This window comes from Streptomyces sp. CB01249, assembly GCF_001905735.1.
In the GTDB taxonomy this organism is placed as follows: Bacteria; Actinomycetota; Actinomycetes; order Streptomycetales; family Streptomycetaceae; genus Streptomyces.
Genome location: NZ_LISW01000003.1, coordinates 265,382 through 281,580 on the forward strand (window position 1 = coordinate 265,382; position 16,199 = coordinate 281,580).

General features: G+C 70.8%; 14 protein-coding genes. 4 read left to right on the top strand and 10 right to left on the bottom strand.

Annotated elements, in window-relative coordinates; translation table 11 throughout:
* Positions 1–246 precede the first annotated feature (246 nt).
* Both AMK18_RS16950 and AMK18_RS16955 read left to right on the top strand, forming a co-directional pair.
* The gene (locus AMK18_RS16950) at positions 247–1,566 is read left to right on the top strand and encodes a hypothetical protein (protein ID WP_073863743.1); all 1,320 of its coding nucleotides are present in this window, start codon (positions 247–249) and stop codon (positions 1,564–1,566) included.
* A gap of 74 nt (positions 1,567–1,640) precedes the next feature.
* On the top strand, positions 1,641–1,856 hold the full coding sequence (locus AMK18_RS16955) for an FmdB family zinc ribbon protein (RefSeq protein ID WP_026171556.1): 216 nt from the start codon (positions 1,641–1,643) through the stop codon (positions 1,854–1,856).
* 59 nt (positions 1,857–1,915) lie between these two features.
* On the opposite strand, the gene AMK18_RS16960 is transcribed toward AMK18_RS16955, so the two are convergent.
* The 4 genes from AMK18_RS16960 to AMK18_RS16975 all read right to left on the bottom strand — a co-directional run bounded on the left by AMK18_RS16960 (position 1,916) and on the right by AMK18_RS16975 (position 7,134).
* Positions 1,916–2,575, bottom strand: coding sequence for an O-methyltransferase (locus AMK18_RS16960; RefSeq protein WP_018103354.1), 660 nt, complete (start codon positions 2,573–2,575; stop codon positions 1,916–1,918).
* Between the two features lie 28 nt (positions 2,576–2,603).
* Complete coding sequence (locus AMK18_RS16965) at positions 2,604–3,431, bottom strand: HAD family hydrolase (RefSeq protein ID WP_073863425.1); 828 nt, start codon at positions 3,429–3,431, stop codon at positions 2,604–2,606.
* Entirely contained in the window at positions 3,428–5,905 is a 2,478-nt protein-coding gene (locus AMK18_RS16970) for a phosphoribosyltransferase (RefSeq protein WP_420707098.1), read from the bottom strand. The genes AMK18_RS16965 and AMK18_RS16970 overlap by 4 nt, the downstream gene beginning before the upstream one ends.
* A 65-nt stretch (positions 5,906–5,970) precedes the next feature.
* Positions 5,971–7,134: an HpcH/HpaI aldolase/citrate lyase family protein gene (locus tag AMK18_RS16975; protein WP_073863426.1), complete on the bottom strand. Its 1,164-nt coding sequence runs from the start codon at positions 7,132–7,134 to the stop codon at positions 5,971–5,973.
* A gap of 221 nt (positions 7,135–7,355) precedes the next feature.
* On the opposite strand from AMK18_RS16975, the gene AMK18_RS16980 reads away from it, so the two are divergent.
* Positions 7,356–8,162: a TerD family protein gene (locus AMK18_RS16980; RefSeq protein ID WP_073863427.1), complete on the top strand. Its 807-nt coding sequence runs from the start codon at positions 7,356–7,358 to the stop codon at positions 8,160–8,162.
* A 6-nt stretch (positions 8,163–8,168) separates the two neighbouring features.
* Here the strand turns inward: AMK18_RS16980 and AMK18_RS16985 are convergent, their stop codons facing one another.
* The 6 genes from AMK18_RS16985 to AMK18_RS17010 form a co-directional block, all read right to left on the bottom strand.
* On the bottom strand, positions 8,169–8,903 hold the full coding sequence (locus tag AMK18_RS16985; protein ID WP_073863428.1) for a TerD family protein: 735 nt from the start codon (positions 8,901–8,903) through the stop codon (positions 8,169–8,171).
* A gap of 154 nt (positions 8,904–9,057) precedes the next feature.
* The gene (locus AMK18_RS16990; RefSeq protein WP_073863429.1) at positions 9,058–10,185 is read right to left on the bottom strand and encodes a DUF475 domain-containing protein; all 1,128 of its coding nucleotides are present in this window, start codon (positions 10,183–10,185) and stop codon (positions 9,058–9,060) included.
* Between the two features lie 70 nt (positions 10,186–10,255).
* The gene (locus AMK18_RS16995) at positions 10,256–10,831 is read right to left on the bottom strand and encodes a TerD family protein (protein ID WP_018103347.1); all 576 of its coding nucleotides are present in this window, start codon (positions 10,829–10,831) and stop codon (positions 10,256–10,258) included.
* Positions 10,832–10,990: 159 nt separating this feature from the next.
* A complete protein-coding gene (locus AMK18_RS17000) occupies positions 10,991–11,566 on the bottom strand; it encodes a TerD family protein (RefSeq protein ID WP_026171553.1) in 576 nt (191 codons plus the stop codon).
* A gap of 149 nt (positions 11,567–11,715) precedes the next feature.
* Complete coding sequence (locus AMK18_RS17005) at positions 11,716–12,174, bottom strand: peroxiredoxin (protein WP_018103345.1); 459 nt, start codon at positions 12,172–12,174, stop codon at positions 11,716–11,718.
* Between the two features lie 228 nt (positions 12,175–12,402).
* Entirely contained in the window at positions 12,403–12,840 is a 438-nt protein-coding gene (locus AMK18_RS17010) for a DUF3052 domain-containing protein (protein ID WP_018103344.1), read from the bottom strand.
* Between the two features lie 541 nt (positions 12,841–13,381).
* On the opposite strand from AMK18_RS17010, the gene aceE reads away from it, so the two are divergent.
* Positions 13,382–16,123 (top strand): pyruvate dehydrogenase (acetyl-transferring), homodimeric type, encoded by a 2,742-nt coding sequence (gene aceE / locus AMK18_RS17015; RefSeq protein ID WP_073863430.1) that lies wholly within the window; start codon positions 13,382–13,384, stop codon positions 16,121–16,123.
* The last annotated feature ends 76 nt before the right edge of the window (positions 16,124–16,199 follow it).

Here is a 16,199-nt window from a genome sequence, read left to right on the forward strand (position 1 = left end):
GGAGAATGTATCCGGCAGGGCGGAACGGCACGGGAGAGGCATGTGACGGCGACAGACGCGCAGCCGCGGGCGGGAATCGCCGGAGCGGTCCGGGAGCGGAGTCGGCGTCGTGCGGTGGGGGCGGATCCGGGTGCCCAGGCCTCGGATCCGGGTACCCAGGCCGCAGATCCGGGTGCACAGGCCGCGGATCCGGGTGCCCAGGCCGTTTCCAGGTCGCGCGACCGGCGTGCCCGGCGCGCCACCGGCCTGCGCGACCTGTGCGTTCTCGTCCTCGCGCCCCTCCCCCTCCTCGCCGTCGCCCTCCCGTTCGCCGTCACCGGCGGCGGTACGCGGCGGTGGTTCGGCGGGCGTGGCGAGGGGCAGCGGGCCGAGGCCCAGGCGGCGAAGGACGCGGCCGCCGAGGCGTTCTACGAGCTGGACACCGCCCAGCGCGACCTCAAGATCTCCATCGAGACCATCACCGCCGTCGACAGTTCGCCGGCCGCCCGCAAGGCCGTGGACGACTTCGACGCGCTCGGCCGGCGCATCGACGAGGCGAGTCACGCGTACATCACCGCCGTCGACGCCCACGACCTCGACCGCGACGATCTCGAACCGTCCGTCGCCTCCCGGGCCCGGGCCGAGCTGACCTCCGCGAAGGACCAGCTGGTACGGGTCAAGGGGGAGCTCGACCGGTTCGGTGCCGGGCTCGGGCCGCTCCTCGGGAGCGCCGAGACGCAGCTCGCCCGGCTCGCCCCCGCCGTCGAGCGCGCGCGACAGGCGCTCCTCGGCGCGAGCAATGCTCTCGACGCGGTGCGGGCGTCCGGACTGCGGGCGGACGATCTCGCCGCCCGGCTCGCCGCCCTCGCCCCCGAGCTGACCAAGCTCAACCAGGGCGCCGGGCGGCACGGCGTGACCGAGACGCTGCAACGCGCCGACCGCGTGCTGCGCGACGCCGAAGCGGTACGGGCCGAGGCCGAGAAGCTGCCCGAGCGCGCCGCCGAGATCGACCGTCGGCTGGTGTCCCTGCGCACCCGCGCCCAGGCGCTGACCACCCGGTCCGCGTCCGTCGAGCCCGTCCTCAGCGAGCTGCGGCGCCGGTTCTCCGCCGCCTGCTGGCAGGACCTCCAGCCGGTGCCGGAGCAGGCCGCGGTCAATGTGCGCCGGGCCGAGGAGAAGCTGAAGGAGGCGGCCCAGGCCCGCGACGAACAGCGCTGGGCCGACGCCACGTCCCGGCTCAGCACCGTACGCGCCCTGCTCAACGCCACCGACGAGGCGGTGTCCGCCGCCGGTGACCGCCTCCGTCGGCTCGATGACGTCGCCAAGGACCCGCAGCAGGAGATCCAGCGCACCCGGTTCGCCATCCGCGACGCCCAGCGCCTCGCCATGGCCGGGCGCCACACGCCCGAGCCGCGGCACGCCCGGCCGCTGGACGACGCGGTGGCCCGCCTGGACCAGGCGGTCACGGCCCTGGAGAACCGCCACCCGGACTACTGGCACTTCCTCACCGTGACGGAGGGCCTGCGCCAGACCGTCGCGGACGTCGTCGCCGACATCCGCGAGGAACGCGGCGCGGGAGGTCACTGACGCCGTCCGCCTCGGACGGTCCGGGGTTCTCGCGCTGTGGACAGCCCGAGGGTCGTCGCCGATAACCTGGCGTCATGCCTCGTTACGAGTACCGCTGCCGCTCCTGCGGAGACACCTTCGAGCTCAGCCGTCCCATGGCCGAGTCGTCCGCTCCCGCCTCCTGCCCCGCCGGGCACGAGGACACCGTGAAGCTGCTGTCCGCCGTCGCCGTCGGCGGCTCCCGGCCCGCGCCCTCCGCCGGTGGCGGCGGTGGCGGGGGCGGCTGCTGCGGCGGAGGCTGCTGCGGCTGAACCCGGGGCGGCGCCCGGGACACCGGACCACCGCCCCCAAAGCCGCCGCCCCCGGGCGGCTAACGCTTGCGCGACAGTGTCAGCCCGTCCGACACCGTGAGCAGCACGCTGTCCATCCGCGCGTCCGCCGAGACGTGGTCGTTGAACTCCTGGATGGCCTTCGCCGCGCCCGTCGCGTCCGGGTCCGTCACGCGGCCGTGGAACAGCACGTTGTCCGTGGTGATGACCCCGCCCGGGCGCAGCCTCGGCACCAGTTCCTCCCAGTACGCGATGTAGTTGCCCTTGTCCGCGTCCAGGTAGGCGAAGTCGATGTGGGGCTCCTCCGGCATCGCGCGCAGGGTGTCCAGCGCGGGGGCGATGCGCAGGTCGATGCGGTCGGCGACGCCCGCCTTCTCCCACGCCTCGCGGCCGTAGGCCGTCCACTCCTCCGAGACGTCGCAGGCGATCAGCCGCCCGTCCGCCGGGAGCGCCTGGGCCATCGCCAGGGCGGAGAAGCCGGTGAACGTGCCGACCTCCACGATGTGCCGGGCGCCGGTCAGCCGGACGAGGAAGGCGAGCAGCGGGCCCTGCTCCTCGGCCGACTGCATGCCCGCGTGGTCGGGCAGCCGCGCGTAGGTCGTCTCGACCAGTTCGCGCTGTACGGCGTCCAGTGGCGGGTTGTGCGCCAGCATGTACGCGTACAGCTCATCGGTGATCTTGGTGGAGTTTCCCTTGGTCATCGCACAACTCTACGGTCGCCCGCAGGGGTTACCCGACTTCCGAGGCGCGCAGGAAACGGCGCAGGATCTCCTCGCCCGCCGCCACGCCCCGTTCGGCGGTGGCCTCGACATGGGCGGCGTTCCAGCCCGCGTCGGCGAGTTCGCCGTGGCCGGGGCGCCAGCCCCGGTCGGCGGCGAGCAGGAGGTCCGCGTCCAGGAGGGAGTCACCGGCGGCAAGGGTCTGCGTGGCGCCGGTGCGCCGGGCGACCTCGCGCATGGCCGCGCTCTTCGTGAGCGGGCGCGGTACGGCGTAGATCTTGCGGCCCTGGAGCGAGACGGTCCAGCCGCGCGGCTCCGCCCAGGCGGCGAGCTCCTTCGTCCACTCCGGGGGCAGTTCGGCGCGGTCGACCACGAGGTACGCGAACAGGTCCTCGGCGACGCGCTCCTTGAGCAGCCACCCGGGATCGGCGGTGGCGACGAGGTGGGCGCGGACCTCGGCGAGCGGGGCGCACTCGTCGGCGAGGCGGCGGGCCACGGTCCGCTGCCAGTCCGGGTCGGACTCGCCCTTCACCAGGATGTGGCCGCCGTTGGCGCAGATCGCGAACTCGGCCGGGGCGCCGGGGAGCCGGATGCGGTGGTACTGCTCGCGGGTGCGGGTGGTCGTCGGGACGAACACCGTGGAGGCGGCGGAGGTCAGGTCGGTGAGCAGCCCGGCCGCGGTCTCGGTGACGTACGACAGGGGCTTGTGGTTGTAGACCTCGACGCACAGCAGCCGGGGCGCCCGTTCGTCCTCCATGGTGAGCTGGAGCGCGGCCGAGGAGTAGATCAGGGTGCGGTCGAGGTCGCTGGCGACGAGGGTGACCGGGGAGGCCGTCACGCGGACTCCACCGCCTTGCCGTCGGCGCCGGTCGCCCCGCGCGTGTACTTGGGGTGGATGAGTCCGACGCAGGTGTACGGGAGCGAGTCGACCTCCTCGACGGGTACGCCGCGCTGCTCGGCCAGGAGCCTGATGTGGTCGAGGTCCGGGCCGGCGCCGCGCCGGGCGAGGATCTTCCAGGGGACGCGGCGCAGCAGGACCCGGGTGGTCTCGCCGACGCCGGGCTTCACGAGGTTGACGTCGTGGATGCCGTACTCCTCGCTGATGCGCTCCACGGCCGCCCAGCCCTCCCAGGTGGGGGCCCGGTCGGCGGCCAGGAGCTCCTTCACCTCGGTGTCCACGGCGTCCGCGACCTCGTCGAAGCGGGCGGCGACCGTGTCGAGGAAGAGGCCGGAGACATCGGCGCCGGCCAGCTCGCGGTAGAACTTCGCGCCGTGGAAGTCGTCGGGACCGACCAGGTCGGCGCGCAGGACCGTACGGGAAATGAGCCCGGACACCGTGGAGTTGAGGCAGGCGGAGGGGATGAGGAAGTCCTCGCGGGTGCCGTACGTCCGCACGCAGCCGCCCGGGTCCGCCAGCACCGCGATCTCCGGGTTGAAGCCCGCCACTCCCCCGGCCTTCTCGAACTCGGCGACGGCGGCGGCCAGTTCGCGGGTGATCGCGCCCTTGCCGGTCCAGCCGTCCACGAAGACGACGTCGGCCGGGTCGTGGTGCTCGGCCAGCCAGCGCAGCGCGTTGGCGTCGATGCCGCGTCCGCGCACGATGGAGACGGCGTAGTGCGGCAGGTCTAGGCCGCGCCGCGCCCGGGCCCAGCGGCGCATCAGCACGCCGACCGGCGTACCGGCGCGGGCGAGCGAGACGAGGACCGGGCGGGGGCCGCGCTCGGCGAGGACGGTCTCGGTGACCGTGCCCACGGCGCGGGCGATCCGGGCGGCCGACAGCGCGAGGGCGCTCTTGAAGAGTTCCTGGTACGCGTCGGAGGGCTGGTACTCGACGGGGAGCGATTCCGCGTAGTGCGCGCCCCCGCTCTGTATCGCCTCCTCGCGCTCCTCCGTGGGCGCTTCGAGGCGGGTGTCCGAGAGGTCCTGGAGCAGCCAGCCGACCTCGTCCGGCGCGTACGAGGAGAACGCGGGGCCGCGCAGGGGCTCGGGCAGCTGCATGGGGACTTCTTCCTGCCGTTCGGGGGCGGGCGCCCCCGGTACGTACGAGGGGATCACCGCGAGCAGGACCTGCGCGGTGTGCGGGGCGAGCCGGTCCAACAGGCCGCCGGGGGCGTGCAGGGCCGGGGTGTCGGCGGCGGAGTCGACCACGAGGACGACGGCGTCGAAACCGGCACCGGCCACGTTGTAGGCGTAGCGCTCGCCGGGGCCGTCGGCCGGGTCGTCGTGGGCCGGGAAGACCAGCCGGGTGCGTATCGCGTAGCCCGGGTCGTCCACGGCGAGGACCGGGGAGCGGGTGGTCGTGGAGTAGCGGACCTCGGCGTCGGTGCGGTCCTCCAAGGCGGTGGCCAGGCGCAGCGGCGCGTACATCAGCTCTTCGAAGCCGAGGACGAGGACGCGGCGGGGGCCGTCGCCGAGGGCCTGGGCGATGCGGTCCGCGAGGGCGGGGAGCGCGGGCTCCAGGAGGGCGCGGTGGGCCTCGGTGAAGCCGTGCCGCCCGCCGTCGGGGACACCGGCCGGCCAGGGGAGGTCGAGGCGGGTGTGGGGGCGCGGGTGCGGGGGGCCGTCCTGGGGGGCGTCCCCGGCGGCCTCCTGCTGGGCGACCAGGGCCTGGCCCTTCTCCAGGACGCCGTCCGGGAGGGTGACCGTGCCGGTGTTGCGGGCCACCAGGTCGACGCGGGCGCCGATCTCGGCCGCGAACTCGGTGAGGCGGCCCCGGTCGGCCGGTGAGCGCATGTCGACCAGGGCGACGATGACGTAGTGGTCGCGGGGGTAGCGCTCGTGGAGGGCGCGGATCGTGTTGAGGACGGTGTTGCCGGTGGAGAACTCGTCGTCCACCAGGACGAGCGCCGAGCCGGGCCCGTCCGCCGCCAGCAGGTCCGGGTCCTCGGGGAGCAGCAGGTGCGAGGTGGCGTGCGAGTGGGCCTCCTCGAAGCCGCCCGCCCGGGCCACGCCGGGCACCGGCCTGCGGGTCGAGTGGAGGTAGGGCGCCCCGCCGAGGCCGTCGGCGACCGAGTGGCCGAGGCCGGTGGCCGTCTCCGCGTAGCCGACGACGACCGCGCGCCGCGCGCCGTCCTCGCCGAGGAGCGCCCGCACCCGGCGGCCCAGCTCGACGCCGGCTCCGTACACCACGGAGGGGCGCTGCGGCACGTGCTTGCCGAGCACGTTGGAGACGAGCAGGTGTGCCCGCTTGGGGTTGCGCCGCAGGGCGAGGCCCAGCAGCTCGCGGAGCTCCCCGTCGCCCACCAGCCCGACGCCCAGTCGCTCCGCCACCCAGCTACCCGACCACACCACGTCCGTCGTCCCTCTTTCCACTCGACTGCCGGACCCGGTGCCTGCTCGGCGCCGGTGTCCCTCTCCGATCGTCCCGCCGGTACCGCTCACTCCGCGACGCAGGCCTCCAGCAGGTCCACGAAGCCGACGTCCTCCCGGGCCACGCCGAAGGCCTCGGCGCGCAGCAGGGTGCGCTCGGCCCAGGCCCGGTGGGGCTTCACCTCGTTCATCTTGTTCGTGTACGCGGAGCGCAGCACCCCGCCGCCGTTGCTCTCGGGCCGCAGGATGTCCTGGGCGTCGCTGAACTCTTCGTGGCTGACCACGGACAGCGCGTGCACGGGGGCGACGTGCGAGGGGTGGATGCAGGTCTTGCCGAGCAGCCCGTTGGCCCGGTCCAGGTCGATCTCGCGCAGCAGTCCGTCCAGGTCGTGCGCGATGAGCGCGGTGCGCAGCGCCTCGGCCCGGTTCTCCTGGAAGGGGCTGTTCCGCAGCTGGGGCTTGAACATGCGCTCCTGGCGGGGGAAGTACTCCCAGACGGGGCCGGTGACCGTGAAGCCCGTCCCGTCGGCCCGGCCGAGCACATTGACGACGTCCGCGATGACGTGGGCGACGATGCCGACGTCGTACGCCGTCATGTCGGGCGAGCGCCGCAGTCCGTAGGCGGAGCAGAAGTCGGTGACGCCGAGGCGGAGGGCGAGGACCCGGTCACGGTGCGCGGTGACGGTCTCGGCGATGCCCCGGAGGGTGTCGCGGCGGGTCTCCAGGTGGAGGAGCTCGGGCGATTCGAGCACGGGCATGGCGAAGAGCCGGCGCCCCGCGGCGGCCTCGGCCTTGGTCAGGGCCTCCATGAACGGGACGCCGCGGGCGCGCGTGAACTTGGGGAGCACGAAGCCGGACAACAGCCGGACGGACGCGCCGAGGCGGCGCACCAGGTCGGTGATCTGTTCCGGTTCGCGGACCCGGATGAAGAGCAGCGGCAGCTCGATGGAGCGCGCGTCCAGCTCCGCGAACTGCCTGACCAGGTTCTCCTCGGCCCCGGCGACCTCGGAGTCGTCGATCGAGTCCTCCAGGCACAGCACCATCGAGACGACTCCGCGCCCGGCCAGCTTGACGATGTCGTCGGCGAGCCTGGGGCGGGTGGCGGGGCTGTAGAGCGTGGCGCCGAGGGCGGCGGAGAGGAGGGGGGCCGGCGAATCGGCGTCGAATGCACAGGGTTCCTGGAAGAACAGTCCGTCCTTCGCAGCAGCTGCAATATGCCCGAAATGACGCATGCAATTCCCCCCGTACTCTCTGACCGACCGGACAACGTGTGGCCGGTAATAGTACGTACGACCGGGTGTCGGCGGTTCCCAGCCTGGGTGAATTCCGGGTGTCATGACCGTTTCGCACGAATTTCAAAGGTGGCGGAGTGGGTGAATCCGCCTGGCGCCCGGGACACGGACCTCGCCCCCCGCGTTGTCCGCACGGGCGGCCAGCAGGCAGGATGACCGGCATGACGCACGCGATGGTGAAAGGCTCGAACGTCCCCCTCGACGCCATGGCCGTAAGGGCCGTGCTGCGCTGGACGCCGGGCGCCGGGGTGCCCGATGTGGACGCCTCGGCCCTGCTGCTCGGCGCCGGCGGGCGCGTGCGCTCGGACGAGGACTTCGTCTTCTACAACCAGCCGCGCCACCCGTCGGGCCTGGTGCGCCGGCTGCCCAAGCGCAGCCTGCCCGAGGGCCTGACGGACACCATCGAGGCCGACCTGAACGCGCTCGACCCCTCGGTCGACCAGGTGGTCATCGCCGCGTCCTCGGACGGGGCCGCCTTCGGAGCCGTACGCGATCTGCGCATCCTGGTCTACGACGCCGCGGCGTCCGGCGGCGAACCGCTCGCCGTGTTCGACGTGCGCGCGGAGACCGGCGAGGAGACCGCGATCATCTGCGGCGAGCTGTACCGGCGCGGCGACGGCTGGAAGTTCCGGGCGGTCGGGCAGGGCTACCCGACGGGGCTCATCGGCCTCGCGACCGCGTTCGGCATCTCGGTCGACGAGGCGGAGCCCGAGCCGCCGGCCCCGGCGCCACCCTCGGTCCCGCCCGCCCCGGCCCCCGTACCGGACTCGCAGGCGACCGTGCTGCACCAGCAGCCCTCGTACGGCTATCCGCAGCCCGCCACCCCGGCGCCGCAGCCCGCGTACGGCTATCCCCAGCCGGCCTCCGCGCAGCCCGCCTACGGCTATCCGCAGCCCGCTGCGGCGGCGCCCGCTCCGGACCCGAATTTCGTGCTGCCCCCGCAGGGTCCGCAGTTCATACGGCCCTGAGGACGCCTAGGTGCGGCTCTTGTAGCCGCGCCCCCACTGCATGCCGTAGCCGTACATCCGGTCCAGCTCGGACTGGAAGCCGTAGACGAACTTCACCTCGCGGCGCACGATCAGCTCGTCCTTGATGTTCTCCACCGTGAACACCGCGCAGGAGCGGGCCTGCGGGGCGCGCTCGTCCAGTTCGATCTCGATGCGCGGCCCGTTGCCCGGGTAGAGCGTCACCTTGGCGTGCGTACGGTCGAAGGCGGGCGTCTGGTCGTAGATGTAGACGAAGCACAGCAGCCGTTTGATGTGCTCGCGCTGATCGAGGTTGACGTAGAGCGTCTCGCCGGAGGGGGCGCCGAAGCGGTCGTCGCCGCTGAGCCTGATGTAGGGCGGCCCGTTCAGATCGCCGAGCAGATTGCCCAGGGGCTGCACCACGCCCCGGGTGCCGTCCGCCAGCTCGTACATACAGCCCAGGTCCAGGTCGACGTTGACCATCCCCTGGGTGTGCGCCTGGACGGCCTCCGGCTGGAAGAGCTTGAAGGGGCGCAGCAGCCGTCCGCTCTGCTGGGAGCGGCCCCCGATGTCCGAGGTGCGCATGCGCCAGGAGAGGTTGACGCGGAGGTTCCCGCTCAGCGCTCCCTGCTTGGTCAGCGAGACCGTGGCGTGCCGCCGGGTGAGCACGATGGAGTTGGTGGCCGCGCTGCCCGACTCGAACTGCGACTCCCGCCCCGGCCACAGGTTGTTCCAGAACGCCATCCCCGACCCCGCCCTCTCGGTCCCTCACCCGTCGCACGCGGCGCATACGACGCACGCACCACTGCGGGGCGGCTCCGGGCCGCCTCCGGGTGTGTCCCGGAACCGTTGCCGTACGAGCCGCCCCGCAGAGAGCGTTCCCTCAATTCCTACCGGGTCACACCCCGGCGGTCACTTCGCTGTTGCCCTCTTCCGCCTCCAGCGCCTTGTTGCGGCGGACGGAGGACCAGAAGGACCAGGCGATCAGGACGACGCCGACGAGACCGGTGATGATCTCGTTGATCTCGTACTGGATCGTGATGAGCAGGATGGCGGCGAGCGCGCCGATCGCGTAGTGCGCGCCGTGCTCCAGGTAGACGTAGTCGTCCAGGGTGCCCTGGCGGACCAGGTAGACCGTGAGCGAACGGACGTACATGGCGCCGATACCGAGGCCGAGCGCCATGAGCACGATCTCGTTGGTGATGGCGAAGGCGCCGATCACGCCGTCGAACGAGAAGGACGCGTCGAGGACTTCCAGGTAGAGGAACATGAAGAAGGCGGCCTTGCCGGAAAGGGCGACCGCGGAGATCTTCTTGCCGCTCCGCTTGGCCTCTTCCTCCTCTTCGTGCTCGCGCTCCTCCTCCTCTTCGAGTTTGTCCTCGAAGTAGCCGGAGAGCCCGCCGACGATGAGATACGTAATCAGACCGGCGATACCGGCGAGCAGGACGGTCTCCGCCTTGTCCACATGTCCGCCGCCGTGCTGGTGGGCGTGGGTGGCGACGGTCATCGCGGAGATCAGCAGGACGATGAGCGCGATGCAGACCGACAGCATGTCGACCTTGCCGAGCTTGGCCAGCGGGCGCTCGATCCAGCGGAGCCACTGGATGTCACGGTCCTCGAAGATGAAGTCGAGGAAGATCATGAGCAGGAACATGCCACCGAACGCGGCGATCGCCGGGTGGGCGTCCGTGACCAGTTCCTTGTAGCGGTCCGGGTCGTTGAACGAGAGATCGATGGCGTCGATCGGGTTCAGGCTGGCGGTAATGGCCACGATCACGACGGGGAAGACCAGCCGCATACCGAAGACCGCGATGATCACGCCGATGGTGAGGAAGATCTTCTGCCAGAAGGCGGACATCTTCTTCAGGATTCCGGCGTTGACCACGGCGTTGTCGAAGGACAGCGAGATCTCCAGGACGGAAAGGATCGCCACCACACCGAAGGCTTCCCACCCCCCGTAGAACCACGCGGCCACAAGGCCGATCACGGTGATCGCGAACGACCATCCGAAGGTTTTCAGAAGCACTGGCTACCCCATCATGTATGTAACGGGTCTCCCCCGATGTGCACGGGGCTCCCCCGCGCCGTGCGCGGCTTTACGAAACGTTGACCCCGAAGTCTAGAGCGATGCCTCGAAGCCCCGATGCGTACCCCTGACCAACTGCACGGAACTTCCACTCGCCGTTGTAGCGGTAGAGCTCGCCGAAGATCATCGCGGTCTCCGTGGAGGCGTCCTCGGTGAGGTCGTAGCGCGCGAGTTCCTGGCCGTCCGCCTGATTGACGACGCGGATGAACGCGTTGCTGACCTGGCCGAATGTCTGGCCGCGATTGTCGGCCTCGTGAATCGAGACCGGAAAGACGATCTTGTCGCAATGGGCCGGCACCTGCGTGAGGTTCACGATGATCGACTCGTCGTCGCCCTCGCCCTCACCCGTGAGGTTGTCACCGGTGTGCTCCACGGAACCGTCGGGGCTCGTGAGGTTGTTGTAGAACACGAACCACTCGTCGCCGAGGACCCGGCCCGACTGGCACAGCAGCGCGCTGGCGTCCAGGTCGAAGTCGGCCCCCGTCGTGGATCGTGCGTCCCAGCCGAGCCCGACCAGCACCTGGGTGAGATTGGGTGCGGCCTTGGAGAGGGAGACATTGCCTCCCTTGGCGAGCGTGACGCCCATGGTGTGTCCTCCCCGAGTCTATGAACCGTCTTTGTACCGGACGGAGCCGCCGGCCGGACCCGTGCGGGCCGGAGGAACTGTCCGTCGAGCGCGTCCGGCGCCGCACGTGGTGCGGCGCCGGACGGGAATGCTGGTGCCGGGGCCGGGGCCCCGGGCAGGTCAGACGTTGACGCCGAAGTCCTGCGCGATGCCGCGCAGACCGGAGGCGTACCCCTGGCCGATGGCGCGGAACTTCCACTCCGCGCCGTTGCGGTACAGCTCGCCGAAGACCATGGCGGTCTCGGTCGAGGCGTCCTCGGACAGGTCGTAGCGCGCGAGCTCGCTGTTGTCGGCCTGGTTGACGACGCGGATGTACGCGTTGCGGACCTGGCCGAAGCTCTGCTGGCGGGTCTCGGCCTCGTAGATCGAGACCGGGAAGACGATCTTGTCGACGTCGGCCGGCACCGTGGCCAGGTTGACGTTGATGACCTCGTCGTCGCCCTCGCCCTCACCGGTGAGGTTGTCACCGGTGTGCTCGACGGAGCCGTCGGGGCTCTTGAGGTTGTTGAAGAAGACGAAGTTGCCGTCGTTGGCGACCTTGCCCTCGGCGTTCGTCAGCAGAGCACTGGCGTCGAGGTCGAAGTCCCCGCCGGTGGTGGTACGGGCGTCCCAGCCGAGACCCACGATGACCGCGGTCAGGTTGGGCGCGGCCTTGGTCAGCGAGACGTTGCCGCCCTTGCTGAGGCTGACTCCCACGAGTCCTCCCATTGGTTTCTTGGGGGCCGGCCGGTGCCGGCGCCTCCACGTCGTGTTGACATCCGATCAACGAGTGGATCCTAGTGACCGGTTCCCGGCCGAAACAGGCTTTCCGCCCCGGTTCGGCCCGCGATCCGCCCGGAGCCGGATCAGAGGGCGCCGAGCGCCTTGATGTACTCGTTGAGGTCGCGCGCGTCGGGCAGGCCGTTGACGACCGTCCAGCGCACCACGCCCTCCTTGTCGATGATGAAGGTGCCGCGCACCGCGCAGCCCTTCTCCTCGTCGAAGACGCCGTAGGCCCGCGAGGTCTCGCCGTGCGGCCAGAAGTCGGAGAGCAGCGGGTACTCCAGGCCCTCCTGCTCGGCGAAGACGCGCAGGGTGTGGATCGAGTCGTTGGACACGGCCAGCAGCTGCGTGTCGTCGTTCTCGAACGTGGGCAGCTCGTCGCGGAGCGCGCACAGCTCGCCCGTGCAGACGCCGGTGAAGGCGAACGGGTAGAACAGGAGCACCACGTTTTTCTCGCCACGGAAGTCGGAGAGCTTCACGGTCCGGCCGTGGTTGTCCTTCAGCTCGAAATCCGGGGCCTGGGTGCCGACCTCGATCGCCATGAAACGCGTCCCTTCACTACGTCACCGGGCTGGGCTGTCCGGGTGACCCCCACCCTACGCAGACCCCCCGGGCGCCCGTACGGCGCCCGGGAAAGCTTCCCGCCCACGAGCGGATCAAGCCACCGGGTATCCGGCACACGCGTGTGCGAGGCGGCGGATGTGCGAAGCGGGTGTACGAAGGCCCCCGGCCGGCGCGATGCCGTCGGGGGCCTTCAGGGGTTGGTGGGGTCAGCGCTTGGCCTTGGCCGCTTTGGGCGTGACGAGACGGCTTCCCGACCAGTCCTTGCCCGCGTTGACGCTCTTGGTCTGGGCGAGCCCTGCGGTCTGGGCGGCCTCGTTGATGTCGCTCGGCTCGACGTATCCGTCGCGGCCGGTCTTCGGCGTCATCAGCCAGACCACGCCGCCGTCCTCGAGCAGACCAATGGCATCCACCAGCGCGTCCGTAAGGTCGCCGTCCTCGTCGCGGAACCACAGCAGGACGACGTCAGCGATGTCGTCGTAGTCCTCGTCGACGAGATCCTGGCCGGTAATGGCCTCAATGCCCTCACGGAGCTCCAGCTCGACGTCGTCGTCGTAGCCGATCTCCTGGACCACCTGTCCGGGCTCGAACCCCAGGCGTGCCGCCGGGTTGGTCCGCTCCTCCGCGTGGTCCGCGGTCGCGCTCACGGGTTGCCTCCTGATCATGTTCGGAAAATGCTTCAGCCACGCGCGTGCGCGGGGCGTTGGCCGTAGTCCACACGGGAGCGGCGGATCGCGCAAGTACCCAGCGTACGAGACCGCCTAAACGGTGACGTTTCCTGTCACGTCGCCGTCCTTCAGGCAGCCTCCCTGCGAGGGCCCGCGTCCTCCTCCACTTCCTGTCGTGTCCTACGTCCTTGGACAGCTTATGCCGTTTCGGTCCGGCATTCGGAGCCGAGCAGCCTTTTGGGAACACTTGCACGCCTTGGGCGTATGGTGGCGTTCCGTCCCCTCCCATCCTGCCTGCCCCGTCCTGTCCGACACCTTCTGCCTGCACCGATACCCACTCGGCGGCCGTCCATCCGCCCCGGCGGAGCCCGGCCGGGGACGCGTTCGCGGTTACCTCTCGGTAGAGATGACGTACGCGTTTCAGCGGTACACGATGGGGATGGCGTACACATCCTCATGCCCGGGGGCAGGACTCCCGCAACAGGCCCCGAAGCGCAGCACCGAACAGCGAAGGAACAGCGTGGCTTCCGGATCCGATCGCAACCCGATCATCATTGGCGGCCTTCCGAGTCAGGTCCCGGATTTTGATCCCGAAGAGACCCAGGAATGGCTCGACTCCCTCGACGCCGCCGTCGACGAGCGAGGCCGTGAGCGGGCCCGCTATCTCATGCTCCGGCTCATCGAGCGAGCGCGCGAGAAGCGCGTCGCCGTGCCGGAGATGCGCAGCACGGACTACGTCAACACGATCGCCACGAAGGACGAGCCGTTCTTCCCCGGCGACGAGGAGATCGAACGCAAGATCCTCAACGCGACCCGCTGGAACGCGGCCGTGATGGTCTCGCGCGCCCAGCGTCCGGGGATCGGCGTGGGCGGTCACATCGCCACGTTCGCCTCCTCGGCCTCGTTGTACGACGTCGGCTTCAACCACTTCTTCCGCGGCAAGGACGACGGTCTCGGCGGCGACCAGATCTTCTTCCAGGGACACGCCTCGCCCGGGATCTACGCCCGCGCCTTCCTGCTGGACCGGCTGAGCGAGGCGCAGCTGGACGCGTTCCGCCAGGAGAAGTCGAAGGCGCCGAACGGGCTGTCCAGCTATCCGCACCCGCGGCTGATGCCGGACTTCTGGGAGTTCCCGACGGTGTCGATGGGCCTCGGCCCGCTCGGCGCGATCTACCAGGCGCGGATGAACCGCTACATGGAGGCGCGCGGCCTCGCCGACACCTCGGACTCGCATGTGTGGGCGTATCTCGGCGACGGCGAGATGGACGAGCCGGAGTCGCTCGGGCAGCTGTCCATCGCCGCCCGCGAGGGCCTGGACAACCTGACCTTCGTCGTCAACTGCAACCTCCAGCGCCTCGACGGCCCGGTGCGCGGCAACGGCAAGGTCATCCAGGAGCTGGAGTCCCAGTTCCGGGGCGCCGGGTGGAACGTGATCAAGCTGGTCTGGGACCGGTCCTGGGACCCGCTGCTGGCGCAGGACCGCACGGGCATCCTGGTCAACAAGCTGAACACGACGCCGGACGGGCAGTTCCAGACGTACGCCACGGAGACCGGCGCGTACATCCGGGAGCACTTCTTCGGGGACGACCCGAGGCTGCGCGAGATGGTCAAGGACATGTCCGACCAGCAGATCCTGCACCTGGGGCGCGGCGGTCACGACCACCGCAAGGTGTACGCGGCCTATGCGGCGGCCAAGGCCCACAAGGGCCAGCCGACGGTGATCCTGGCGCAGACGGTCAAGGGCTGGACCCTCGGGCCGAACTTCGAGGGCCGCAACGCGACCCACCAGATGAAGAAGCTCACCGCCGAGGACCTGAAGCGGTTCCGGGACCGGCTGCACATCCCGATCGCGGACAAGGAGCTGGAGGACGGCAACCCGCCGTACTACCACCCGGGCCGCGACTCGGAGGAGATCCAGTACATGCACGACCGCCGCAAGGGCCTGGGCGGCTACGTCCCGACCCGGGTGGTGCGCGCGAAGCCGCTGCCGCTGCCGGAGGACAAGACGTACGCGGCCGCGAAGAAGGGCTCGGGCCAGCAGTCGATCGCCACCACCATGGCGTTCGTCCGCATCCTGAAGGACCTCATGCGGGACAAGGAGATCGGCAAGCGCTTCGTGCTGATCGCCCCCGACGAGTACCGCACGTTCGGCATGGACGCCTTCTTCCCGAGCGCGAAGATCTACAACCCGCTCGGGCAGCAGTACGAGTCGGTGGACCGCGATCTGCTGCTCGCGTACAAGGAGTCGCCGACCGGGCAGATGCTGCACGACGGCATCTCGGAGGCGGGCTGCACGGCCTCGCTGATCGCCGCGGGTTCGGCCTACGCCACGCACGGCGAACCGCTGATCCCGGTGTACGTCTTCTACTCGATGTTCGGCTTCCAGCGCACCGGTGACCAGTTCTGGCAGATGGCGGACCAGCTGGCGCGCGGCTTCGTGCTGGGCGCGACCGCCGGCCGGACGACGCTGACCGGCGAGGGGCTCCAGCACGCCGACGGGCACTCCCAGCTGCTGGCGTCGACCAACCCGGCCTGCGTGGCCTACGACCCGGCCTTCGGGTACGAGATCGCGCACATCGTGCAGGACGGTCTGCGCCGGATGTACGGCGGGACGCCCGAGGAGAACGAGGACGTCTTCTACTACCTCACCGTCTACAACGAGCCGATCCAGCACCCGGCGGAGCCCGCCGATGTCGACGTCGAGGGCATCCTGAAGGGCGTCTACCGCTACAGCAGCGGGGAGAGGGGCGAGATCCCGGCCCAGATCCTGGCGTCCGGTGTGGCGGTGCCGTGGGCGGTGGAGGCGCAGCGCATCCTCGCCGACGAGTGGAACGTGAAGGCGGACGTCTGGTCGGCGACCTCCTGGAACGAGCTGCGGCGCGAGGCCGTGGACGTGGAGCGGTACAACCTGCTGCACCCGGAGGAGGAGCAGCGCGTGCCGTACGTGACGCGCAAGCTGTCCGGGGCGCAGGGGCCGTTCGTGGCGGTGTCGGACTGGATGCGGTCCGTGCCGGACCAGATCGCCCGCTGGGTGCCCGGCGCGTACCAGTCGCTGGGCGCGGACGGGTTCGGGTTCGCGGACACGCGGGGCGCGGCGCGGCGGTACTTCCACATCGACGCGCAGTCGATCGTGCTCGGCGTGCTCACGGAGCTGGCGAAGGAGGGGAAGATCGACCGGTCGGCGCTGAAGACGGCGGTCGACCGCTACGACCTGCTGGACGTGGCCTCGGCCGATCCGGGGGCCGCGGGCGGCGACGCGTAACGCGGGCGCGGAGACCGGCCCGGTGCGGGGCGGTGGGACCCGGGAAGGGTGCCGCCGCCCCGCGGCGCGTCCGGGC

Excerpts from the sequence above, each read along its gene's own strand:
- AMK18_RS16955 (WP_026171556.1), top strand. The coding sequence starts at position 1,641 with ATGCCTCGTTACGAGTACCGCTGCCGCTCCTGCGGAGACACCTTCGAG.
- AMK18_RS16960 (WP_018103354.1), bottom strand. The coding sequence starts at position 2,575 with ATGACCAAGGGAAACTCCACCAAGATCACCGATGAGCTGTACGCGTAC.
- AMK18_RS16975 (WP_073863426.1), bottom strand. The coding sequence starts at position 7,134 with ATGCGTCATTTCGGGCATATTGCAGCTGCTGCGAAGGACGGACTGTTC.
- AMK18_RS16980 (WP_073863427.1), top strand. The coding sequence starts at position 7,356 with ATGACGCACGCGATGGTGAAAGGCTCGAACGTCCCCCTCGACGCCATG.
- AMK18_RS16985 (WP_073863428.1), bottom strand. The coding sequence starts at position 8,903 with ATGGCGTTCTGGAACAACCTGTGGCCGGGGCGGGAGTCGCAGTTCGAG.
- AMK18_RS16995 (WP_018103347.1), bottom strand. The coding sequence starts at position 10,831 with ATGGGCGTCACGCTCGCCAAGGGAGGCAATGTCTCCCTCTCCAAGGCC.
- AMK18_RS17005 (WP_018103345.1), bottom strand. The coding sequence starts at position 12,174 with ATGGCGATCGAGGTCGGCACCCAGGCCCCGGATTTCGAGCTGAAGGAC.